This window comes from Pectinatus brassicae (assembly GCF_014201835.1).
Taxonomy (GTDB): Bacteria; Bacillota; Negativicutes; order Selenomonadales; family Selenomonadaceae; genus Pectinatus; species Pectinatus brassicae.
Map to the genome: position 1 here is coordinate 65,240 of NZ_JACHFH010000001.1, position 23,475 is coordinate 88,714.

28 protein-coding genes and 1 pseudogene are annotated in these 23,475 nt (G+C 36.9%); 25 read left to right on the forward strand and 4 right to left on the reverse strand.

Going from position 1 to position 23,475, the window contains the following annotated elements:
• Nucleotides 1-103: 103 nt before the first annotated feature.
• A complete protein-coding gene (locus HNR32_RS00320) occupies nucleotides 104-502 on the forward strand; it encodes a thioesterase family protein (RefSeq protein WP_183858799.1) in 399 nt (132 codons plus the stop codon).
• Nucleotides 503-548: 46 nt separating this feature from the next.
• Here the strand turns inward: HNR32_RS00320 and HNR32_RS00325 are convergent, their stop codons facing one another.
• The gene (locus HNR32_RS00325) at nucleotides 549-1,343 is read right to left on the reverse strand and encodes a DeoR/GlpR family DNA-binding transcription regulator (protein ID WP_183858800.1); all 795 of its coding nucleotides are present in this window, start codon (nucleotides 1,341-1,343) and stop codon (nucleotides 549-551) included.
• A gap of 316 nt (nucleotides 1,344-1,659) precedes the next feature.
• Between HNR32_RS00325 and HNR32_RS13990 the strand changes: the two genes are divergently transcribed.
• From HNR32_RS13990 to HNR32_RS00360, 8 genes and pseudogenes are all read left to right on the forward strand, one after another.
• Nucleotides 1,660-1,785: a hypothetical protein gene (locus tag HNR32_RS13990; RefSeq protein WP_260162411.1), complete on the forward strand. Its 126-nt coding sequence runs from the start codon at nucleotides 1,660-1,662 to the stop codon at nucleotides 1,783-1,785.
• 12 nt (nucleotides 1,786-1,797) lie between these two features.
• Nucleotides 1,798-2,724, forward strand: a pseudogene (ulaG, locus tag HNR32_RS00330) (L-ascorbate 6-phosphate lactonase); the annotation flags it as partial.
• Between the two features lie 21 nt (nucleotides 2,725-2,745).
• Nucleotides 2,746-3,180, forward strand: coding sequence for a PTS sugar transporter subunit IIA (locus HNR32_RS00335; protein ID WP_183858801.1), 435 nt, complete (start codon nucleotides 2,746-2,748; stop codon nucleotides 3,178-3,180).
• A 35-nt stretch (nucleotides 3,181-3,215) separates the two neighbouring features.
• Nucleotides 3,216-4,703: a PTS ascorbate transporter subunit IIC gene (gene ulaA / locus HNR32_RS00340; RefSeq protein WP_183858802.1), complete on the forward strand. Its 1,488-nt coding sequence runs from the start codon at nucleotides 3,216-3,218 to the stop codon at nucleotides 4,701-4,703.
• A gap of 27 nt (nucleotides 4,704-4,730) precedes the next feature.
• Entirely contained in the window at nucleotides 4,731-5,012 is a 282-nt protein-coding gene (locus HNR32_RS00345) for a PTS sugar transporter subunit IIB (protein WP_183858803.1), read from the forward strand.
• Nucleotides 5,013-5,048: 36 nt separating this feature from the next.
• Nucleotides 5,049-6,080 (forward strand): hypothetical protein, encoded by a 1,032-nt coding sequence (locus HNR32_RS00350; protein ID WP_183858804.1) that lies wholly within the window; start codon nucleotides 5,049-5,051, stop codon nucleotides 6,078-6,080.
• A 12-nt stretch (nucleotides 6,081-6,092) separates the two neighbouring features.
• The gene (locus HNR32_RS00355; protein ID WP_183858805.1) at nucleotides 6,093-6,788 is read left to right on the forward strand and encodes an L-ribulose-5-phosphate 4-epimerase; all 696 of its coding nucleotides are present in this window, start codon (nucleotides 6,093-6,095) and stop codon (nucleotides 6,786-6,788) included.
• Complete coding sequence (locus tag HNR32_RS00360; RefSeq protein WP_260162412.1) at nucleotides 6,769-7,650, forward strand: L-ribulose-5-phosphate 3-epimerase; 882 nt, start codon at nucleotides 6,769-6,771, stop codon at nucleotides 7,648-7,650. Before HNR32_RS00355 ends, HNR32_RS00360 begins: the two co-directional genes overlap by 20 nt.
• 57 nt (nucleotides 7,651-7,707) lie before the next feature.
• On the opposite strand, the gene HNR32_RS00365 is transcribed toward HNR32_RS00360, so the two are convergent.
• From HNR32_RS00365 to HNR32_RS14310, 3 genes are all read right to left on the reverse strand, one after another.
• The gene (locus HNR32_RS00365) at nucleotides 7,708-8,400 is read right to left on the reverse strand and encodes a zinc dependent phospholipase C family protein (protein WP_183858806.1); all 693 of its coding nucleotides are present in this window, start codon (nucleotides 8,398-8,400) and stop codon (nucleotides 7,708-7,710) included.
• Nucleotide 8,401: 1 nt separating this feature from the next.
• A complete protein-coding gene (locus HNR32_RS00370) occupies nucleotides 8,402-9,490 on the reverse strand; it encodes an MGDG synthase family glycosyltransferase (protein ID WP_183858807.1) in 1,089 nt (362 codons plus the stop codon).
• A 214-nt stretch (nucleotides 9,491-9,704) separates the two neighbouring features.
• Nucleotides 9,705-10,553 carry an AraC family transcriptional regulator gene (locus tag HNR32_RS14310; RefSeq protein WP_183858808.1) on the reverse strand — a complete coding sequence of 283 codons (849 nt, stop codon included), beginning with the start codon at nucleotides 10,551-10,553 and terminating at the stop codon, nucleotides 9,705-9,707.
• A 141-nt stretch (nucleotides 10,554-10,694) separates the two neighbouring features.
• Here HNR32_RS14310 and HNR32_RS00380 point away from each other — a divergent pair, with 141 nt between their 5' ends.
• The 16 genes from HNR32_RS00380 to HNR32_RS00455 all read left to right on the forward strand — a co-directional run bounded on the left by HNR32_RS00380 (nucleotide 10,695) and on the right by HNR32_RS00455 (nucleotide 23,337).
• A complete protein-coding gene (locus HNR32_RS00380) occupies nucleotides 10,695-11,114 on the forward strand; it encodes a hypothetical protein (RefSeq protein WP_183858809.1) in 420 nt (139 codons plus the stop codon).
• Nucleotides 11,115-11,344: 230 nt separating this feature from the next.
• A complete protein-coding gene (gene sdaAB, locus HNR32_RS00385) occupies nucleotides 11,345-12,004 on the forward strand; it encodes an L-serine ammonia-lyase, iron-sulfur-dependent subunit beta (RefSeq protein WP_183858810.1) in 660 nt (219 codons plus the stop codon).
• A 47-nt stretch (nucleotides 12,005-12,051) separates the two neighbouring features.
• Nucleotides 12,052-12,921: an L-serine ammonia-lyase, iron-sulfur-dependent, subunit alpha gene (gene sdaAA, locus HNR32_RS00390; RefSeq protein ID WP_183858811.1), complete on the forward strand. Its 870-nt coding sequence runs from the start codon at nucleotides 12,052-12,054 to the stop codon at nucleotides 12,919-12,921.
• A gap of 40 nt (nucleotides 12,922-12,961) precedes the next feature.
• The gene (gene cbiB, locus HNR32_RS00395; RefSeq protein WP_183858812.1) at nucleotides 12,962-13,942 is read left to right on the forward strand and encodes an adenosylcobinamide-phosphate synthase CbiB; all 981 of its coding nucleotides are present in this window, start codon (nucleotides 12,962-12,964) and stop codon (nucleotides 13,940-13,942) included.
• 14 nt (nucleotides 13,943-13,956) lie between these two features.
• Nucleotides 13,957-14,490 carry a cob(I)yrinic acid a,c-diamide adenosyltransferase gene (gene cobO / locus HNR32_RS00400; protein ID WP_183858813.1) on the forward strand — a complete coding sequence of 178 codons (534 nt, stop codon included), beginning with the start codon at nucleotides 13,957-13,959 and terminating at the stop codon, nucleotides 14,488-14,490.
• 25 nt (nucleotides 14,491-14,515) lie between these two features.
• Complete coding sequence (locus tag HNR32_RS00405; protein ID WP_183858814.1) at nucleotides 14,516-15,385, forward strand: ABC transporter ATP-binding protein; 870 nt, start codon at nucleotides 14,516-14,518, stop codon at nucleotides 15,383-15,385.
• The gene (locus HNR32_RS00410; RefSeq protein WP_183858815.1) at nucleotides 15,385-16,122 is read left to right on the forward strand and encodes an ABC transporter permease; all 738 of its coding nucleotides are present in this window, start codon (nucleotides 15,385-15,387) and stop codon (nucleotides 16,120-16,122) included. The genes HNR32_RS00405 and HNR32_RS00410 overlap by 1 nt, the downstream gene beginning before the upstream one ends.
• Before the next feature lie 81 nt (nucleotides 16,123-16,203).
• Nucleotides 16,204-17,319 (forward strand): tRNA guanosine(34) transglycosylase Tgt, encoded by a 1,116-nt coding sequence (gene tgt / locus HNR32_RS00415; protein WP_183858816.1) that lies wholly within the window; start codon nucleotides 16,204-16,206, stop codon nucleotides 17,317-17,319.
• A gap of 95 nt (nucleotides 17,320-17,414) precedes the next feature.
• Nucleotides 17,415-17,708, forward strand: coding sequence for a preprotein translocase subunit YajC (yajC, locus tag HNR32_RS00420; protein WP_183858817.1), 294 nt, complete (start codon nucleotides 17,415-17,417; stop codon nucleotides 17,706-17,708).
• Nucleotides 17,698-18,264: a 5-formyltetrahydrofolate cyclo-ligase gene (locus tag HNR32_RS00425; protein WP_183858818.1), complete on the forward strand. Its 567-nt coding sequence runs from the start codon at nucleotides 17,698-17,700 to the stop codon at nucleotides 18,262-18,264. The genes yajC and HNR32_RS00425 overlap by 11 nt, the downstream gene beginning before the upstream one ends.
• Nucleotides 18,265-18,318: 54 nt before the next feature.
• Complete coding sequence (locus tag HNR32_RS00430; RefSeq protein WP_183858819.1) at nucleotides 18,319-19,029, forward strand: PP2C family protein-serine/threonine phosphatase; 711 nt, start codon at nucleotides 18,319-18,321, stop codon at nucleotides 19,027-19,029.
• Nucleotides 19,030-19,041: 12 nt separating this feature from the next.
• A complete protein-coding gene (locus tag HNR32_RS00435; RefSeq protein WP_183858820.1) occupies nucleotides 19,042-19,395 on the forward strand; it encodes a hypothetical protein in 354 nt (117 codons plus the stop codon).
• A 163-nt stretch (nucleotides 19,396-19,558) separates the two neighbouring features.
• Complete coding sequence (gene secD, locus HNR32_RS00440; RefSeq protein WP_183858821.1) at nucleotides 19,559-20,797, forward strand: protein translocase subunit SecD; 1,239 nt, start codon at nucleotides 19,559-19,561, stop codon at nucleotides 20,795-20,797.
• Complete coding sequence (gene secF, locus HNR32_RS00445; RefSeq protein WP_183858822.1) at nucleotides 20,797-21,720, forward strand: protein translocase subunit SecF; 924 nt, start codon at nucleotides 20,797-20,799, stop codon at nucleotides 21,718-21,720. Before secD ends, secF begins: the two co-directional genes overlap by 1 nt.
• Before the next feature lie 87 nt (nucleotides 21,721-21,807).
• On the forward strand, nucleotides 21,808-22,662 hold the full coding sequence (locus HNR32_RS00450; protein WP_183858908.1) for a pyridoxamine kinase: 855 nt from the start codon (nucleotides 21,808-21,810) through the stop codon (nucleotides 22,660-22,662).
• A gap of 21 nt (nucleotides 22,663-22,683) precedes the next feature.
• Nucleotides 22,684-23,337, forward strand: coding sequence for a TatD family nuclease-associated radical SAM protein (locus tag HNR32_RS00455; RefSeq protein ID WP_183858823.1), 654 nt, complete (start codon nucleotides 22,684-22,686; stop codon nucleotides 23,335-23,337).
• The last annotated feature ends 138 nt before the right edge of the window (nucleotides 23,338-23,475 follow it).

The following is a 23,475-nucleotide window of genomic DNA, read 5'->3' on the forward strand; positions in this document are numbered from 1 at the left end:
CGCCTCATTAAAACCAACTGTAAAATATATCTTTCTAATATTAGTATATCTATTATCAAATAAAAAATCAACAATTATTATTCTATTAAAAACGAGGTAAAACATGAATATTACAGAAAAACTAAAAATTGATTTAAGCAAAAAATTGACTACAAAAGTAACTGCCAGCAATACTGCTGAAACAATCAAAAGCGGTACACTGCCAGTATATGCCACTCCCGCTATGACAGCTCTAATGGAACAGGCTGCTGCCGAATTAATTGAAGATCTGTTGCCCGATGGCTGGACCTCAGTCGGTATCTCGATGAATGTTGCTCATCTGGCTGCCTCTCCCATTGATATCGAAATCTCCGCCACTGCCAAAATAACTGCCATTGACGGCCGCAAAATCAGCTATGAAGTAGCTGCGAGTGACTCAGCTGGTCCTATCGGCAAGGGCATACATGAAAGATTTATTGTTGATAAAGACAAATTTTTACAAAAAGCCCAAGCTAAACTATAAACCTAAAAGCTATGTATCAAGCAATTTTTGATACATAGCTTTTTTATTAATCATTAATATTTGCCAATTCGACAATGTCAATACCTGTGTTTTTTAATTTTTTTACTTCTTCTTTATCTGCACCTTCGACAGTTATTATTTCAGACACCTGTTCCACTGCACCACTTAAAAAATTATGTTCTTTTCCTATTTTAAAGTTTGCCGCTACTATATAACAGCTTCCCTGACAACGTTTTAGCATCATTTCATTTACTGCTGTTTCCTGTAAAACAGAAGTGGTTATGCCTCCCTTAACACTAATGCCGCTTACTCCAATAAAGGCCTTATCTGCTGTTATTTTTGAAAGTGTATGAAGGGCAAAATCGCCTACCATCGACTGTTTTCTTTCGTAAACTTCTCCACCAGTAATAATTAATTCTACCTTACTATCCTTATTATGACCTATGGCATTACCATTATTAGTAACAACTACTGCACGTGTATTTTTTAAATAATCCAATATCAATAAAGCTGTTGAACTAGAATTCAAAAAAACCGTATCTCCTTCTTCTATTAAACTAGCTGCATATTTGGCAATAATATGCTTTTGTGATATCCCCTTATCTGATTGTACCAGTAATGCTGAATCCTCTTCTTTCAGTGTTTCCCTCAATAGCTTTGCTCCACCATGAAAGCGTTCCACCAAATGTTGTTGTTCAAACATCTGTAAATCACGCCGCACAGTTGTCGCTGAAACATTTAATTTTTGTGCAATATTTTCAACATGTACTACATTTTTTTCCTTTAACGCTTTTAATATGGCTTGCTGCCGTTTAAACACTATTGTCTTACTGTTTTTCATAAACATTTCACCTTCCTATATGGATATTTATTCTATTTTTATACTAATAATGTTCATTTCAATGTTATTTTATGATCATTATACGTATAACGAACATTTAAATCAATACAAAAATATATTTTTCATTTTAATAGCACAAAAAGCAATCATAAGTTTTATTTTACGGTTGTTTTTATGCTATATTTTCATTAAAGTAATTGTTTTATGCATAAAATCGTTGTAATATAAATCTTGCATAAATAAAAAATGTTGTTTATACATAAAATATTCGTAAAAATTTTAAAATTATTATTAATAGTATACTTAGGAGGTCATTATGGATAATATTAAAGAAATTACCAGAGATTCATGGGTTTTAAAAACTTTTCCCGAATGGGGAAATTATTTAAACGAAGAAATTGAGGAAGAAATTGTAGCACCAGGTACTTTTGCTATGTGGTAGCTAGGCTGCACTGGTATTTGGCTAAAAACTGAGGGCAGTGCAAATATTTGCATAGATTTTTGGTGTGGCACCGGCAAACAAACTAAAAAGAAAAAAATGGATCCGCAGCACCAAATGGCTCGCATGTGTGGTGGCCGTGCTATGCAGCCTAATTTAAGAGTTGCTCCATTTGTATTAGACCCATTTGGTATCAAACAAATTGATGCTGTATTAGCTACTCATTATCATAATGATCATATCGATATAAATGTTGCTGCAGCTGTACTTCAAAATTGTCCTAACACTGTTCCTTTTATCGGTCCAAAATACTGTGTAGAAAAATGGGTAGGCTGGGGTGTTCCCAGAGAACGCTGTATCGAAGTAAAACCTGGTGACATTATTAAAATAAAAGACATTGAAATAACCGCCTTAGAATCATTTGATCGCACGGCTCTAATTACAACTCCGCCCGATGGCAGTTTAAAAGGACGCCTGCCTGATGATATGGATGAAAAAGCCGTTAATTTCCTTATAAAAACGTCTGGCGGCACTGTTTATCACAGCGGTGATTCCCACTATTCAAATTATTACGCTAAACATGGCAATGAATATGATATTGATGTAGCCCTTGGCTCTTTTGGTGAAAATCCACGCGGCATAACCGATAAAATGACTTCAGTCGATATTTTGCGTATGGCTGAATCATTAAATACCAAGGTTGTTATTCCATTCCATCATGATATATGGTCAAATTTTCAGGCAGATCCCAGTGAAATTCTGGCACTTTTTGAAATGCGTAAGCATAGATTACAGTATAAATTCAAACCATTTATTTGGCAAGTTGGCGGCAAGTTCACTTATCCCATCGATAAAGATAATCTGGAATATCATTATCCACGAGGTTTTGTTGATTGCTTTAAAGCTGCTGATATCAATTTACCTTATACTAGCTTCCTATAATAATTATTTGAGGGTGATTTCATGTTTAAAGAATTAGTAGATAAAAAAAGATACTCTTTTCATACCAGTTTTTCCACCTGGCAGGATGCTGTCAAAGCTGCCTGCCAACCGCTATTGCTTGATGGCACTATTGAGCCATCTTATCCTGATGAAATTATTAAAAAAGTAACTGAACTTGGCCCTTATATAGTAATAGCCCCTAATATCTGCATCCCCCATGCTCAGGAAGGTGTAGGTGTCAATGACACCGCTATTTGTTTCATGAAAACCGATATACCTGTACATTTCAGCAGCAATCCAGAACATGATGCTCGTTTATTTTTCGTATTATCTTCCACTGACAACAATATCCATTTAAAAAATCTCTGTGCATTGTCTGATACACTTTCTGATGAAACAATTGTAGAAAAATTATTAATGGCAAAAACCCCCGCTGACCTTCTAGCTTTAGATTAACTAGTTTATTTAGGATTTAAAGGAGGATTCCATTTATGGAAATATTAATGTCTGTTTGGCAATTTTTCCAAGATAATATTTTAACTCGTCCACAATTTTTTATAGGTTTTATCGTTTTTATCGGTTACCTTCTTTTGAGAAGACCTGTCTATGATGCCATTGCTGGTTTTATAAAAGCCGTGGTTGGCTATATGATACTAAATGTTGCTGCTGGGGGACTGGTTGGTAATTTCCGACCAGTTCTAGCTGGCTTAAAAGACCGTTTCAATCTTTCAGCAGCTGTTATTGATCCCTATTTCGGTCAGACAGCCGCTCAGGCTGCTATTGAACATATTGGCCGATCATTTTCTATGATGATGATTGTATTATTAATAGCTTTTTTTATAAACATTCTGTTAGTGCTTTTCCGTCGCTATACTAAAGTCCGCACACTGTTTATTACCGGCCATGTTATGGTACAACAGTCATCTACTGCACTATGGATGGTAATATTTTGCTTTCCCCAGTTGCAAAATCTTGGTGTAGTCTGCATGTTAGGTGTATTGCTTGGTACATATTGGGCTGTTGCCTCCAACCTAACTGTTGAACCTTGCCAGAAGCTTACTGATGGCGGTGGTTTTGCTATAGGACATCAGCAAATGGCAGGTATTTGGATTACATCAAAAATCGCTAAAAAACTGGGTAATAAGGAAAATTCTTTGGACAATTTAAAATTACCCGGTTTTCTTTCCATATTTAATGAAAATGTTGTAGCTACCGGTATTTTGATGTTTATCTTTTTCGGCATAATCATAAGTATTTTAGGACCTGATCTTATGCATCATATCGATAAAGGATTTTCCCCTAAGCAAAATTTTCTCTTTTATATCTTAGAAAAATCCCTTAATTTTGCCGTTTATTTAACCATCTTACAATTAGGTGTTCGTATGTTCGTATCAGAATTAACCAATTCTTTCCAGGGTATCTCCAACAAAATCTTACCTGGTTCTATGCCAGCAGTTGACTGCGCTGCTACATACGGTTTCGGTCATCCCAATGCCGTTACATTCGGTTTCTTATTTGGTGCATTCGGTCAATTTTTAGCCATCATTGGTCTGATTTTATTCCATAGCCCGATTCTTATTATCAGTGGATTCGTTCCCTTATTCTTTGATAATGCTACCTTTGCTGTTTTCGCCAATCGTCTGGGTGGCATAAGAGCTGCCGCCATAATTCCATTTTTCAGCGGCATCATTCAAGTCTTAGGTGGTGGTTTTGCCGCCTACTATTTTGCCACTGGTCAGTTTGGCGGCTGGCACGGCAATTTTGACTGGGACAGCTTATGTCCGATTATCGGCGTAATAATGCACAACATTCAATATATCGGCGTTTTTATTGTTGTTATTTTACTGCTATTAATCCCGCAGATAATTTATTATAAAAATAAAGATACTTATTTTCTAATTGCTGAAGATTATGATAAGTATAAAGAAGTTATTGCCAAAAAACAAGGTAAATCTGTTGATGATGTAATCATCGAATAATTATATATTTTAAAGGAGTGTTTTATTATGTTAAAAGTAATTGCTGCATGTGGTAGCGGAATGGGATCCTCCCAGCTTATAAAAATGAAATTAGAAAAAGTATTTAAAAAACTAAACATTGAATCGTCCATATATCATACTAATGTTGGTGATGCAAAATCACAGGCACAAAATTATGATGTCGTAGTTTGTTCTGAATCACTTGTCAGCGTATTTGCTAATGTAGGTAAAAATGTTAAAGTAATTGGCTTAAAGAATCTTTTATCAGAAAAAGAAATTACAGAAAAAGTAGAAGCTGCTTTAAAATAATATTTCAATACAACAAATTTTTCGAGGTAATCTGCTATGAAAATAGAAAAAAAAGTATTAACTTCACTTCACCGCTGCTATGCCACAGGCAGCACGATAATTAATGGTGCAGATAAAATAATTTTTGCTACAGAAGGACAAGGTGCTGCTTATATGTATTCGACTGATGATTTTCATCAATCGACCATTTGGGATAATCCGGGAGGAACAATGTCAATTGTTCCTGTCCCTGATAAAAATGGTGATTTTTTAGCCGTGCAGAATTTTTTCCCAACCTTTGATTCTGCTGAAGCTACCATAGTTTGGGCACATCCTGAAAATAATGAACAGTGGTCGGTTAAAACACTACTTCACCTGCCTTATGTACATCGCTTTGATATCCTTACTGGTGAAGATGGCACTCATTATTTTATTGGCTGTACACTGTGCACCAGCAAAACTGACAAAAATGACTGGTCCGATCCCGGAAGAATTTATGTTGGCAAATTACCTGACGATTTAAATACACCAATAAAGCTTAATATTATAAAAGGAAACTTACTGCGTAACCATGGCTATAGCCACACTATTTGGAATAACAAAATGTCCGGTATGGTAACTGCTGAAAATGGTGTGTTTGCTGTTACTCCACCAGCAAAATTTGGTGAAGATTGGTCTATTGAACAGATAAATGCTATCCCCACCAGTGATATTGCTGTAGGCGATATTGATAATGACGGCATAGATGAACTTATAACCATTGAGCCATTTCATGGCAATCGATTTGTAATTCGCCATAAAAGTGAAGAAGGTTACAAACCCGTATATGAATATCCAGAACCAATGGAATTCGGTCATGTTGTATGGACTGGAAAATTACGTGGCATTCCTACTATAATAGGCGGTCAACGTCGCAATAGCAAAGATTTGTTTTATATCCAATATAAAAACGGGCAATATATAAAAACAACTATTGACGAAGGAATTGGTCCAAGCAATGTATACGTTTTAAACAAAAAAAATCACGATATTATCATTTCTGCTAATCGTGAAATTGGCGAAGCCGTTATATATATTGTGACCGATTAAAGGAGTTTTATAATGCTGGAAAAATTAAAAGAATCTGTCTATAAAGCCAATATGTTATTGCCGGAACATAAGTTAATAACATTTACCTGGGGTAATGTTTCTGGCATAGATAGAAATCATGGCATTTTCGCTATAAAACCATCAGGCATTCCCTATGATCAATTAACTCCCGATGATATTGTACTAGTTGACTTACAAGGAAAAAAAGTTGAAGGAAAACTACATCCCTCTTCAGATACACCAACGCATTTAGCCCTTTATAATTCTTTTAAAAACATTGGTGGCATAGTACATACACATTCCCGTTGGGCGACTATCTTCGCCCAAGCAGGTCACTCAATTCCTGCTTACGGCACAACACAAGCCGATTATTTTTATGGTGAAATTCCCTGCACACGTGATATGAAATTGCAGGAAATACAAAATGACTATGAATACAATACTGGTAAGGTTATTATCGAACGCTTTAAAGATTTGTCCCCAGAGAATATCCCCGCTGTTTTAGTCAAAAACCATGGTCCATTCACCTGGGGAACCGATGCTTATAACGCCGTTCATAATGCCGTAGTATTAGAAGAAGTTGCTATGATGGCTTTATATACTCAGCAGTTAACCGGCAATAAACAATCAATGTCTCAGGAATTATTAGATAAACATTTTCTCCGTAAACATGGTCCAAATGCCTACTATGGACAGAAAGGTTGCTGATATTATGTGCAATTATGCTCTAGGTGTTTATGAAAAAGCTATGCCTTCCTCTCTTACTTGGATTGAAAAATTATTAGCGGCTCGTAAAGCTGGTTTTGATTTTTTAGAAATGAGTATTGATGAATCAGATGAAAAATTAGCACGTCTTGATATGACGCATGGTGATATAAGTGATATCTTAGCAGCTATGCGCTGCTCCGAAATCCCCATTCGTTCTATCTGCCTAAGTGGACATCGTAAATATCCTTTAGGCTGTCCCGATAAAAAAAAGCAGACCCGCAGCTTGGAAATCATGAGCAAAGCAATCCGTCTGGCTGGTGCCCTTGGCGTACGCGTCATTCAAATAGCCGGCTATGATGTTTATTATGAAAAAAGTACTGACCAAACAAAATCAGATTTCATAAAAAATTTAAAACTATGCGCTGAAATGGCTGCTAAAGAAGGAGTTTTACTTGGCTTTGAAACTATGGAAACCGATTTTATGGACAATGTGGAAAAGGCCATGCATTATGTCCACCAAATAGATTCTCCCTATCTTGGTGTTTATCCTGATTCTGGCAATATAACCAACTCTGCCTTATTATATAACACTGATATCAATAAAGATTTATTGATGGGTCAAGGACATTTAGTTGCAATGCATTTAAAAGAATCCCTGCCGGAAAAATATCGTGAAATACCTTTTGGCACCGGTCATGTTGATTTTAATAACATCATTACAACTGCTTGGAATTTAGGTATTCGTCGTTATGTAACAGAATTTTGGTATAAAAATAATGACAATTGGCAGGAAACATTGCAATATAATAACGATTTTATCCGCAATTGCTTTCAACAGCTCCATCTTGCCGCTGCCGTCTAAAATTATTTCCCCCATATTTTTTCTGCATTATAGAGCCTATGATTTATTTTATGGGCTCTATATTTTTTTTACAAACCATTCCAATAAGGATGCTGTATTTTTTTGCGTTTCCAGCAATAAAATATTTGCTGTGGAAAAATAATCGCGTATCGTAGCCTTATTATCTACCAGCAATATAAAATTTGTCGCAAAATACGCTGCATCCATGAATAATTGGATAGGATTTTTACACTCCCGCCATTTCATATCGGTGAAAAATACAAACTGGTGCAAATTTAGCTGCACCCATTCTTCAAATTTTTTATGCCCATTAAATAAATTACCGCTGACATGGTGCGGTACCGACATATCCTGCAATAAATGAATAGCCGCCCCTAGATAAAAAAAACTTTTATCCATGTTTCTCTTCTTTAAAAACCGTTCCGCTTTATCTAAATAAAATTCAAATGAAACAACCGCTGGCGAAAATTTCCACAGGCCTTTATTTTTAAACGGATCATAAAAATGCATTATATTTTTAAAATTAAGATCTGCCCAGACAACACCATTTTGTATATACTCCATATTTTTTTGCACCATAGCTGCTGTCCTTTTATCGCTGAACTGCTGCAGTAAAGCTACTGTCTGCATATTGCAAAACTTATGGGTAAAACATAACTCCCTGGCAGCTTTGCTGTCCATGATTTTCTGCAGCCATATCGACATTGAAAGCGGCACAGGCAGTGCATTTAAATAATAATTTATTCGCATATTAAGCCACCTTATTTTTCTTATAAATGTACAATAAAATATTATTTTTTATAATACTCCCTGCTCCGTCAATATGCAAATCCAACATATTTTTGCGTATATTTTCATATAAAATATTATCTGCAAACAATTTAACTATTGCCTGCTCTAAATCATTTTTAGTATGTGCCCAAATTCCCAAGTATTTATCATTAACAAATTGGGCATTTTCCTCTTCCATGCCTGGAATTGGTGAATACATTATAAGAGGTATCCCTGCAGCTATTGCTTCTGATATCGTCATACCACCGGCTTTAGTTATTAAAACATCATGTGTTTTCATATATATTGCTACTTTATCAGTATAGCCGAGTATTACCATATTTTTATTCTCGCTAAATATCTGCTGCAATAGATTATAATGATCTTTATTATTCCCCGTTATGAAGGTTATATTCAAAATATCAGCAAATTTTTTAGCAATATATATTATATCAAGCATATTTTCTGCTGATTGATTGCTGGTCATAATTAATATTTTATTTCTGACTTTATTCTTTTTTATTGGGTTAAACTTTGTACTGACAGGTATACCTGCTGCTATGATATTAGTTTTATTTATCCTTACTGCAAACTGTTCTTTAAGGGCAGCATGGGCTATAAAATATTTATCCACCCCTTTTATCTGCCATACAGGATGGATATTATAATCAGTAACTACCCCCATAAGTTTAAATTTATGAGGGTAGTCTTTTTTATACATTGCAGCTGCTGCCAACGGGAAAAAATGCGTACAAATAATTATGTCTGGCTGATATTGCAGCACTAATCTTTTCATTATCGTACTATTAATTTTCCCCAAAATATACTTTACCTGATTTAATTTTTCGTTTTTTCCTATTTCACATATCAGGCGAAAGATTTCAGGCTTATAGTCAATTAAACGTTTATAAAAATTACCAAAAAACTTATTCATATTATATGATGATGTTTCTAAAAAATCGACAAGCTGCACATTATTGCCAGTATTACTAAGACTTTCGTAAATATTAGCTGCGGCCTTATTATGCCCATTACCAATTGATGCCGTCAAAATTAACACATTTGCCATTTTAATCACCTCATAATATATAAATAATCTCTTACAGTCTTTTAATTACAGTATATTATTAAAAAACTAATTATATGTTAAGATTTTGCTAAAATTATATTATATACTTTAGGCTATTATGATGAAAATTATCTGAAAAATTATTATTGGTAAAATAAAAATATGTTAAACTGATTAAATTTAAATTAACACCATGCCATATCTTTGCTCTATTTTACTTATTAAAAGCTAGTTTTTGGCGATACTGCTTGGGCGTCTGCTGAAACAATTCCTTAAATGCCCGAGAAAAGGTTGAATAATCACGAAATCCACAGTCAAAGCAAATTTTAGTAAGTGCTATGTCTTCTGCCAATAGGCTGCGGGCATATAGCAGCCGCTTATTGATTATATATTGATGGATACTATAGCCGGTGGCATCTTTAAAACGACGCATCATATAGTATTTACTGAGGTAAAATTTTTCAGCAAGGCTGTCAATAGTCAATTCCTGCAGCAGATTATCGTTTATATACTGCAATAATGGCAGTATCTTTTTATCGTATACGGCAATGTGCATATCATCTATCTCATGGCTGAGTAATGAACGATTTAAAAGTATCATAAATTCAATAAATAATATTTCCGTATATAAATCATTAGCAAAATCATCTTTATGCGCATTATTTTCCAATTTTTCCATATGATAGAGCAAATCATGCGTTTTTCCCGCAGTCAAATGCATAACACTGGAAGTAGTGCGGGCAAGGGAAAAACATGTTGATAATTTTTCTTTATCGGTATCATATTTTTTTAGGAAATCTGGTGATATATAAATAACAATCCGTTCATAATCAGCATTTCCCCTTATCAAGGGCCGATGAATTTCCCCGGCACTGACAAAAATCATATCGCGCGGTTCTAATGGATAAGTTTTTCCTTCAATTATATAATCCATTTTTCCGCTTACAAATAAAATTATTTTATGAAAATCATGATAATGAAAAGGTATTTTTGCTAAACGTTCTTTTAGGCGAAATACCTTAAACTGCTGAATAAGATAGCCTTTTTTTTCATAGCTTTCCACTATATTACCACCTTTATCGTTTATATTATATTTTTCATTTGCTATTATAGAGCATTTTTTGCAATATTTAAAGCATATTTAGCATTTTATTAGCATATTGTGCCTGTTATAATAAAAGCAATGAATGATAGGAGGCGATACATGATGCAGGTGGTCATGAATTTTGTATTTAAAGATGTTGAATATATGATATATGAGGCAAATGAATCTATGCCGGGAACTGCAGCACTGGAGCTTTTATGCAGCCGCACACATGGTATTGGTGCAGATCGTATATTGGTCTTTTCTGATGTTCAAACCGAACCGGCATTCTATGTATTTACCGCCAACGGCAGGGAAACTGCCGCTGCTGCTGATGATTTTCTTGTTTTTGCCCATTATTTACGCCAACAAAACATCAGTATTAATTCTGCTAAATTTGCCAAAATATTAGGTGATACTATTTTAGTACAGCTGTCTGAAATGGATAAAAACATTTCTTGTTTCGAAGCTCGTCTGACACCATATTTTTGCGATAAAATGAAACAACTGGATAAAAATTCCCATATTCTTGCCAGTTAATAACTTTTTACTTAGCTAGTTCCTAAGTATTGTATAGCCATCCACTATATAATATTTTTAATTTTACAATATAATAATATATAAAAAACCGCTTGGCTGTCAGCTAGGCGGTTTTTTATATATTATTATTTAATTTTGCCGACAAAATGGCAAAAACTTTCTACTATGATATAATAAGGCATAGTTAATGACAATTATTAACTAAATCTTATCAGTAATTAGGAGAATAAATGGGTATATTTGATATAATCGGACCCGTAATGATAGGTCCCTCGAGTTCCCATACAGCGGGAGCAGCACGCATCGGTCTACTGGCACACTATATTTTAAAAGAAAAACCCGTACAGGCTGCTATTACCTTTTTCGGCTCTTTTGCCAAAACTTATCGTGGGCATGGCACCGATAAAGCCATTATTGCCGGTCTATTAGGTTATAGTGCTGATGATCCTGCTCTTCGTGAAGCTTTTTCTTTAGCTAAAAAAGCCAATCTGACTGTAAGCATTAATACTTCTGAAAATGAAAGCAATCATCCTAATACCGCTCAATTACAATTAGTCGGCTGCAATGGCAAAAAATTAGATATTGTTGGGATTTCGCTTGGCGGCGGCAAGGTTTCTATCAGTCAAATTAATGGTTTTGATTGTGATGTCAGCGGTGAAAATTATACTTTGTTATCGGTATACAACGATCAAAGCGGTGTAGTTTCCTTGGTATCTTCATTTATCGCCGAAAAAAATATAAATATTTCCCAAATGCGTGTTTTTCGCAAAGGAAAACATAAGCAGGCCGTTATGATAATAGAAACAGATGGACAAATTCCTAATGAGATTGTGGATAAAATAAGCTCTTTACCGATAATGCATTCCGTTATTGCCATTGACCCGCTTTAAAAACAATTACAAATTTTATTTATAAAATTGATATAGCAGGAGATACTATGTTTGAATATAATTCAATAGCTGATTTACTGCGCTTAGCGCAAAAAAATAATACTACTATTGCTCAAATAGTAATAAAATCTGAAGCGGAAGAATATGAAACAACGGAAGCACTGGTAACAAATAAAATGCAGCAGCGTCTTGATATTTTTGCCGCCTCTATAAAAAATGGTCTTGATGATGAAGGTCTTTCCACCAGTGGTATGGTCGGTACCGATGCCAAGAAAATTGAAGCTATGCCGCCGCTTATTTTGGGAAATATTGCCCATAGGGCGCTTCTTTATGCACTGGCTGTCAGTGAAGGCAATGCTAAAATGCATAAAATAGTAGCCTGTCCAACTGCAGGTTCTTGTGGTATTGTACCCGGTGCTGTTTTTGCTGTCGGTGAAGCCAAAGGCGCTGATCGGGAAAAATACAGCAGTGCTATGTTTACCGCTGCCGGTATTGGCAATATAATTGCTAAAAATGCCTGTGTGGCCGGAGCTGTTGGCGGTTGTCAGGCTGAATGCGGTACAGCCGCAGCCATGGCGGCTGCGGCTGTCGTTGATATATTAAATGGCTCAAATGAGCAGATGGTTCATGCCGCTACCTTAGCCTTGAAAAATGTTTTAGGCTTAGTCTGCGACCCAGTTGCTGAATTAGTTGAGGTTCCTTGTGTTAAACGCAACGGTTTTCATGCCGTACATGCTTTAACTGCTGCCGAAATGGCTATGGCTGGTGTAAAAAGCTTTATACCGCCGGATGAAGTGATAACTGCCATGTATGAAATAGGCCGCCTTATTCCTGTTTCTTTGCGGGAAACTTCAGAAGGCGGTTTGGCTAAAACTCCCACAGCACGAGAAAAACAGGCCCAGCTGCAAAACAATTAATATTTAACACTGTATATACTAAAAAACGGAGATAGATATAATGATACCAGCAATAATAGCGATAGCCGCATTTATCATTGATACGATTATCGGTGATCCCCAAAATAAATTTCATCCTGTAGCTGTTATGGGACGCATCGTAGGAGTTATCGAACGAATATTACGCCATGACCGACACAGTGACCCCACTAAGCTTGTGCTTGGACTGGTTTTTACGATTATCTGCCTGAGTTTATCATACTATTTTACCCGTGGCATTGTATGGCTCCTAGAAAACTACCTGCCAATCTGGTGGCTGAAAATCTTTATTGAAGCTCTAATATTAAGTTTTATGATTTCACCAAAATCTCTTATGCAGGCTGGCCTTGGTGTTATTGACAGCCTCATTCACAATAATCTTGATGAAGCCCGCCAAAAAGTCCATTTTATTGTAGGGCGCGATGTAGATAATATGGATGAACCAGAAACAGTACGTGCTACCATCGAAACTATTGCTGAAAATACCACTGACGGTATTATCTCCCCTTTATTTTTCTTTTTTATAGGCGGACTGCCTTTAGCTGTTTTATACCGTATGGCTAATACCTTAGATTCGATGGTTGGCTATAAAAATGACAAATACCTTTATTTTGGCAGAACCTCTGCCCGGGTTGATGATATTTTAAATCTTATTCCCGCCCGCATAAGTGGTATTTTATTTGTTATTGCTGCTGCTATTTTACATTTCGATTATCGTTTGGCTTGGAAAATGATTGTTCGCGATGCTAAAAAGCATCCTAGTCCCAATGGCGGCTATACTGAAGCGGCTGTAGCCGGAGCACTGAACATTCGTCTGGGAGGGCAAAATTTTTATTTTGGCAAACCACATTTTCGTGCCTATATGGGAGATGCCTACCAAAAATTATGTGCCCGTCATATTAAGGAAACTATCCAGCTCATGTATACTGTTACCATATTATTCATAATGTTAATAATCGCATTATTACCTGTCGTGCCACTGTGGTGGCATAACGGTTTCTAGAAAAGGAGATACTCATGTATACACAAGGTCTTACTATCGTTCATACCGGCAATGGCAAGGGTAAAACCACTGCTGCCTTAGGCCTGGCCCTAAGAGCCTGGGGACAAAATCTACGCGTTTTAATTATTCAATTTATCAAAGGAAATTCTAAATATGGCGAACTTAACGCCCTGGCTGCACTGCCCGGTGATAATATAAAAATCATCCAAATGGGTGAGGGTTTTACCCACAGGGATAATGGTATCTCCCAAGATGAACATATCAGTGCTGCAAAAAAAGCCCTGCAAACAGCAATAGATGCTGAAAGCAGCGATAATTGGGATATGATTATTCTTGACGAAATAAATTATGCTGTTAAATTTAATCTGCTGACTGTTGATGATGTGCTTAAAGTTGTGGATAACAAACCACAAGATCTGCATCTTATACTTACCGGTCGTGATGCATCTGACAAAATAATTGCCAAAGCTGATCTCGTAACTGAAATGACCGAAATAAAGCACCCTTATAAGCAGGGCATTAAAGCTCAAAAGGGTATTGAATTTTAATACATATCAGAAAGGAACATTAAATTTGCTGTGTCTTAGCTCATTAAAGAAAGTTTATCCATATAAAAATGCTGCGGGAAAACAAGCTGAAAAGATTGCCGTTGCTGATTTAAATTTGAAAATAGCTAATAATGAAATATTCGGTCTCTTAGGTCCTAATGGCGCCGGCAAAACCACTACTATCCGCATGCTGACTATGCTGACCCAACCTACTGCCGGCACTATCTGCTATGACAATTTAAACACTGCCGCTAATGCCAAAAAAATAAAAGCGCTTATCGGTGTTGTTCCCCAGCATATAAATTTTGACCAGGATTTAACCGTTGGTGAAAATATGCATCTGCATGGGCGCCTGCATCATATGAATAAACAAGAACGTGTCAGCCGCATTGATGAATTGCTGGCCTATGTAGAATTGTCCGACAGAATAAACGACAGCGTCCGTTCTTTATCCGGTGGGATGAAACGCCGTTTACTTATAGTACGCGCACTTATGCATAAACCACAAATATTATTTCTCGATGAACCCACTGTCGCCCTTGACCCACAGGTAAGAAGACGCATTTGGGATCTCATCCGCAAAATGCATCACGATGGTGTTACTATCGTCTTAACCACCCATTATATTGAAGAAGCCGAAGCCTTATGCGGCAGAGTAGCAATTATGAATAAGGGAAAATTAATCGCTCTTGACTCACCAACTAATTTAAAGGAAAAAATTGGCAAGTATGTGGTTGAATGGGATAAAGACAACGGTGAACGCGATTTTAAAATTTTTCCTGACAGAGAAACGGCACAAAAGTTTGCTGCCGCTTTACAACAAGGCAATATTTTACGTCGTCATTCTAATTTGGAAGATGTATTTGTCGAACTCACAGGGAGGAAAGTTAATTAATGCTTCAGGATATCTTTACTGCCTTTTGGCGTGATTGGGTGGTATTAAAGCACCGTATGATAAAATTTATACTAAGCCGTATGGTCGCGCCAATTCTTTACTTGGTAGCTTTTGGCTGGGGACTTGGCCGTAGTATTCATACTACCAGCGGTTCTTATTTAGATTTTCTCGTTCCGGGTATCTTAGCTTTAAATTCCATGAATATATCATTTAACAGCCTTGCTCCGCTGCATGGCGAGCGTATTTACCATAAAAGTATTGAAGAATATTTTACGGCACCGATAAATCCCCTATCCTTTGCTGCCGGAAAAATCTTGGCAGCTATTTTACGCGGCATGATTTCCTCACTTATTATAATTGTACTGTCGTATGCTTTTGGTGCTAACTTTACTATAACACCTTTATTTATAATAATCCTGCTATTAAACTGTGCTATTTTTGCTGAAATAGGCTACTATGCTGCTATGACCATAGCTTCCTATGAGGATATGGGCCGCTTTAACACTTATATCCTTCTACCAATGTCTTTTCTGTGCGGTACATTTTTTTCTACCAGCAAGCTCCCGGCTGCACTATATTATTTTATCCATGCCTTGCCGCTTACCCATACCAGCTTACTGCTGCGAAGCATCGGGCGCGGTGAACCAGCAGCAATATTTTCACTTATTATTTTACTCATATATACTGTGGGCTGTTTTTTACTATGTGCTCATGTCACTACTAAAGCCCAAAAATAACTATTATTTTATCTTTGGTAAAAGTAAGCTCTTATGCTATAATTTTAGCTATTGATAAATTTATGATACGGAGAAGATTTAATGCCAGCTATTACCTACGAATTGATTAAACAATGTCCTACTACCGGTGCCAGAGCCGGAATTATCCATACCCCACACGGCAGTTTTGAAACACCTATTTTTATGCCGGTAGGAACTCAAGCTACCGTCAAGACCCTTTCCCCCGAAGAATTAAAACAAATGGGGGCCGGTATAATTCTCAGCAATACCTACCATTTATTTTTGCGCCCTGGCTCTCCACTTATAAAAGAGGCCGGTGGACTGCATAAATTCATGAATTGGGATCGGGCTATTTTAACTGACAGCGGCGGCTTTCAGGTGTTCAGCCTTGGTGATTTACGCAAGATAACCGAAGAAGGCGTTGCTTTTCGTTCCCATATCGACGGCTCCAAAAAATTTCTGTCACCGGAAATTGCCACTAAAACACAAATGGATTTAGGCTCTGATATTATAATGGCCTTTGATGAGTGCATTCCTTATCCAGCTGATCATGATTATGCCAAAAAATCAACCGAGCGCACCCTGCGCTGGACCAAACGCTGCAAGGATACCCTGACCCGTACTGATCAAGGACTATTTGGCATTGTTCAGGGCGGTATGTATGAGGATTTACGCAAATACTGCGCAGACGCCTTAATTGACATGGATCTGCCCGGCTATGCCATTGGCGGACTAAGCGTTGGTGAGCCAAAAGAACTCATGTATGAAGTACTTGATTATACTGCAAATTACCTGCCGAAAAATAAGGCTCGCTACCTAATGGGCGTTGGCACACCGGATTGTCTAGTGGAAGGCGTAAAACGCGGTATTGATATGTTTGACTGTGTATTTCCTACGCGTGTTGGGCGCAATGGTACAGCAATGACTTGGAATGGCCGCCTTGTAATAAAAAATGCCCAATATGAACATGATTTTAATCCTATTGATGAAAATTGCGATTGCTATGCCTGCCGTAATTATTCCCGTGCTTATATCAGACATCTTGTTCGTGTCAACGAAATCTTTGGCTTGCGCTTATTGACTTTGCATAATCTGCATTTTCTTATCGATTATATGAAAAAAATGCGTCAGGCTATTATTGAAGATCGTTTCGTTGAATTTTACAATGAATTTTCCCGCAAATATACAGCAAAGTAAAGGATTTACTATTGCTTTGTCGAATTTATAAAAGATATGTCTAAAAATAGAAACTATCCAGTACTATTTTATTATATTTAAGGAGTGTTTTATTAATGAACATCGAACAATTACAGTCTTTTGCTTTTCCAGTATTGCTTGTAGTCATCTTTTACTTCCTGTTATATCGTCCACAGAAAAAACAACAGAAAAAACGTCAGTCAATGCTTGATGCGGTAAAGGTTGGCAGCCGCGTTATTACTATTGGCGGGATTTATGGCGAAGTAACAGCTATCAACGATGACCGGGTTCGTCTAAAAATAGCTGACAATGTTGAAATTGATGTTTCCCGTACTGCTGTAGGTACCAATATCAGCCAGGAAAAAAATGGAGCCAATAATGCAAAATAAAAAAGAGCTGCGCCGGATGATGCTGTCATCCAGGCGCAGCTTGTCTTCTAATGAACGAAATATTTACAGCCAATCAATAACTGCTAATCTTATAAATTCCAATATTTATAAAGAAGCTGCTCATATAATGGCTTATGCCGCGATGCCCGATGAAGTCCAAACTAATATGTTGCTGGAAAAAATTTTAGCTGACGGTAAGACGCTTTGTATTCCCTATATAACTGATTTAAAACAGGGATTAATGCAGGCAGCTATTATTAAAAATATTAATGATTTAGTAATCGGTACTTCTAATATATTGACTGTCAGCGATAACAATAAACACTATTTAGCTCCAGAAAAGCTTGATTTGATAATCGTTCCCGGTGTTGCTTTCACTCCTGACAAATATCGCTTAGGCATGGGCGGCGGCTTTTATGATCGTTTTTTACCACAAGCATTCAATGCTGTTTATGCTGGTATTTTTTTCTCCTTACAGCAGGTGAAAACGCTGCCATTGGATGCTACTGATGTTCCTTTAGATATAATTTTCACAGAAAATCATATCTGGGAATAATCATTTATTTCTGTTAATTATGCTCGTAAAAAATTATAAGGAAGTTTTAGTTACATGGAAATAAAAATTGCTATTGCGAAAGCTACCCGCTATGCCATGGAATTTAGCGGTGACTCCTGTAATACTGCCGAAAGGCCGCAGGGCGGTCTTTCTCTTATATTGGCTGATGGACAAGGGCATGGCCTTTCTGCCCATAATACCAGCGGGCTGGTTGTCAACAGAGCCGTGTCCTTGATTAGCGACGGAACACGTGATGGTGCTGTTGCCCGAGCAGTACATGATTATCTTTATGCTGTCAAAAACAAAAAAGTTTCCTGCACTCTCACCGTAATAAGTGCTGATCTTGATAGTGAAACCCTTGTTATCAGCCGCAATTCCAATTGCCCCGTAATAGTAAAAACACCTGATTTCACTTGTACTTACGACGAAAATGTCAATCCCATCGGCGTCCATCACCACACCAAGCCGCTTATCTATGAACTACCGCTTACTGCTGGTATGATAATTGTCTCTTATACTGATGGAATTCAGTCTGCTGGTCGAAAAACTTCCGGCCGCTGCGCTGATTTCAATAAAATACTCGATATTATCGACAAAAATTCAGCCGACGATATTTCTTTTATCACCGACAGCATCATGGACTATGCCCTGCAGTTGGATAAGGAGCAAGCTGGTGATGACATGACAGTTGTTGCCATGAGTATCTGTGCTAAGGATAATACAAAAACTAAAGTCCAGCGTGTTAATATTGAATATCCATTTTAATAGGAGTTATTTATGATAATTACAGTTGTCGGCATATGTGCCTCAGGAAAATCTACTTTGGTAAAAGGACTGCGAAATTTCGGCTATGATGCCCATAATATTGCCCAGGAACATTCCTGTGTACAAAAACTCTGGCAAAAAAACCAGCCTGATTTACTCATTTTACTTGATGCCCAATTAGTTTCCGTCCAAAAAAGACGTCGCCCTTCCTGGACACAAGAGCGTATTGATATTCAGCATGAACGGCTGCTTAACGCTCGGGAAAATTGCAATTTATACATACAAACTGATACCCTCAGTATCGATCAGGTTTTAACTAAAGCCATTGATTATATCAAAAATTATCATATTATCGCTGCTAATTGACAGTAGTATAAAATTACCGCTATAATGAACTAGGTAAATTAATTATTTTAAGCTGATTATCTTCTTAGAAAATTGTTTATACTTCGGCGGAACATCCCGCCGAATTTTATTTGTTTGCCTTTAATAATGTTTTAATTAAACTATTATATTTGGAGGGATATATTTGAAGCGGGAAAGTTTTTTTAAACTCGCTGTCGCCATCGTTGCTGTCATAGGGCTTTTTGTTTATTTTGTAAAACCACTGGCATTTTCGATACGACAAGGGCTTGATTTACAAGGTGGTACTCATGTTGTTTTGGAAGGGGTTGATACGCCTCAGGCCAAAGTTAACGATGACGCGATGAACCGTGTTGTTAAAATAATAGAAAACAGGGTAAATGCCATGGGGCTTACCGAACCAGTCATCCAGCGTGAAGGACAACGAAGAATTATAGTTGAACTTCCTGGTGTTAAAGACCCGAATAAAGCTATTGAGGTTTTGGGGAAGACAGCTATGCTGGAATTTCGTGATGAAGACGGCAAAACTGTACTTAACGGTTCAGATTTAAAAGATGCTCGTGAAGAAACTGACCAGCAGGGACAAAATCTTGTCTCTTTGGAATTCAGCCCCGATGGTGCCAAAAAATTTGCTGACTTAACCGAAGAAAATGTTGGACGTACCATCTCCATCTTACTCGATGGTAAAGTATTGACCGCACCGCGTGTTAATGAACCTATCACCGGCGGTAAAGCTGTAATAACTGGTAACCGGTCTTTAGAAGACGCCCATAATTTGGCTTTATTACTTCGTTCGGGTGCTCTGCCTGTCAAAGTGAAGAGTATTGAAACACGTACGGTTGGACCGACCCTCGGTCAGGATTCTAAGGATAAAAGTGAATTTGCCTTTACTATTGGTATCGGTGCTGTTGTTTTATTTATGCTGTTATTTTATCGTGCACCTGGTCTCATTGCCGATATCAGTTTAATGGCCTATGTCTTGCTTTTATTATTCGTATTAAAAATGCTCGATGCCACTTTAACCTTACCGGGAATTGCTGGTATCATCCTTTCGATAGGTATGGCAGTTGATGCCAATGTACTTATCTTTGAGCATTTTAAAGAAGAAATGCGCTCAGGCAAAACAGTTCGCTGGGCTATGGATTCTGGATTTAAGCGTGCTTTTGTAACCATTTTTGATTCGAATCTTACTACAATAATTGCTTCAGTAGTTTTATTCTTCTTCGGCACTGGACCTATCCGTGGTTTTGCCATAACCTTAGGTCTTGGGGTTATTTTAAGTATGTTCACTGCTGTTACCATGACAAAATACTTATTGAAATGGCTAATCGCTTCTAATATTATTCATAATCCCCGCTTATTTGGCGTATCTTCAGCTTCAGTTTCCGAAAAGGCGGTGAAATAATGAAACATTTTGATATTGTAGGTCATAGTAAAATCTGGTATGGTATTTCATCACTTATTATTATTGCTGGGATTATCTGCATGTTTACCCGTGGTTTTAATCTTGGTATTGATTTTACTGGTGGAACTTTAATCGATTTAAAATTTGATAAAGCGGTAAACATTAATGATGTCCGTACTACTATGGATCAGTATAATCTGGCTAACAGCCAGATTCAATTATCAGGCAAGGCCAGCAATGCTACCAGCTCACAGGATGTAATGATCCGTACTAAAGACTTATCACAATCTGAACGGGAAAATGTTATGAAGGGCCTAAAAGATAAACTTGGCTCATATAAGGTTTTACGTGAAGAAAAAGTTGGCGCTACAATTGGCAGTGAACTTGTCATTAATGCTCTTTGGGCTACGCTGTTATCCTGGCTGTTAATTATAGCTTATGTTTCCTATCGCTTTGAATTTAAATTCGGCTTAGCGGCTATTATGGCCTTAATTCATGATACACTTGTTGTTTTAAGCGTATTTTCGCTTACCCAAAAAAGCATTGATTCTTCTTTTATTGCTGCCATTTTGACTATCATTGGTTATTCCGTAAATGATACCATTGTTATATTTGACCGCATACGAGAAAACTTAAAACTTCACTTTAAACGCGGCGGCGATATCAATGAACTTGCTAATCGCAGTATTTATCAGACATTAACCAGATCTATCTATACGGTTTTAACTGTTTTAGTTTGTACCGTTGCCCTCTATGTTTTTGGCGGCGATACAACTAAAGATTTTTCTTTTGCCTTAATTATTGGGTTTACTTGTGGTGCCTATTCATCTATCTTCACGGCAACACCATTATGGATAACGTTCCGTAATTACAGCGAAAAAAAACATGCGCAAAAACGTTTAAATACTAAAACCGCAAAATAATAATATTATTAAAAACTCCGCCGGATATCCCTTTTATCTTCGCGGAGTTTTTGATATAATCTTTTTTAAAATACCCTTGGAGTTTAAATTATGCAACAAAAAAGAATCGCCCTTATAAATGATATTACAGGTTTTGGTCGCTGTTCAATTGCCGTTGAACTGCCGCTTATTTCAGCTTTAAAAGTACAGGCCTGCCCCTTTCCTACCGCTATCTTGTCAGCCCATACTGGTTTTTCCGAATATTTTTTCGATGACTATACCAAAAGCATGCATTCCTATATGGCTAACTGGCAAAAATTGCATTTGCAATTTGATGGCATATTAACCGGCTTTCTCGGTTCCGAACAGCAAATTGATATCGTTGTTGATTTTATAAAAAAATTTAAATTAGCTGTTCCCGGCAAACAGCCTCTATTAATTGTCGATCCGGTCATGGGGGATAATGGTCGACTTTATGCCTCATATACCCCCAAGCTATGCCAGGAAATGAAAAAACTATTAACCCATGCTGATGTATTAACGCCTAACCTAACTGAAGCCTGTAATTTAATTGACATAAAATATCCTGCTGGCGGCTTAATCAGTAATGATGCTCTATACAGTATCTGTCAAAATTTAGCGGCCCGCCGCAAAGATTACGATGGTCAAAATATGAAAATCATTATAACCGGTATCAGCCGCGGTCAAAATATTGGTAATTATATCTATGAAAATGATTTAGGCAAAATGATAGAATCTGCCAGAACCGGCTCAGAACATTCCGGCACCGGTGATGCCTTTGTCGCTATTGTTGCTGCTTCCCTCGTAAAAAATGAATCTATCATCGCTGCTGTAAGCAAAGCCGCTGAATTTATCAGGAAATCCCTGCTTTACACTGAAAGCCTCAATATTCCTTGGAATGAAGGACTTTGTTTTGAGGAATATTTAACTACATTAAAATAATATTATTAAGGGGTCTTTATCATGATTTTATATGCTGCCGAAAACGGTAAATTCATTGAATTTACTGATGCTGTAAAAAACAATCCTGCCAAATTGCATAATCTTTATATAAATATTACCAACAAATGCAATTGTGCCTGTACTTTCTGTCTCAGAAGCCTAAAAAAAATGCCCAAGGAACACACGCTTTGGCTTCAGCAGGAACCTACACTTACTGATATTAAAATGGCTTTTTCCCAAATAGATAAAACCAAAGTAGGCGAAATTGTATTTTGTGGTTTTGGTGAACCAACCATGCGCCTTGAATTCTTGATCGATGCTTTAAAATATGTGCGTGAAATCTGGCCTGACAAAAAAATTCGTCTTAATACCAATGGTTTATCTTCATTACAGCATAAAAAAGATACTGCTATATTATTTAAGGACTTGCTGGATACTATATCCATAAGTTTAAATGCTCCGACTGCTGAAAAATATCTGGCTATCACGCAAAACCAATTAGGTATCGCCTCTTATAAGGCTATGCTTGATTTTGCCAAAGAATGTAAAAACCACATACCTAATGTTGTATTAACAATTGTTGACAGCATCGGCGCTGATGAAATAAAAGCCTGCCAAAAAGTATGCGCAGACAATAATCTGGAATTGCGCATCAGAACCTATGAGGCCAACTAAAAACTATTATAAATATTGCTAAATAGGCCAAAATATGTTATAGTTATATATATAATAATATATCTTTTCTTAGTGATAAGGGGAGTAGCTTAACGACCGATAATCGTCAGTACGAATAGTATAACTATTCCGGTGCGG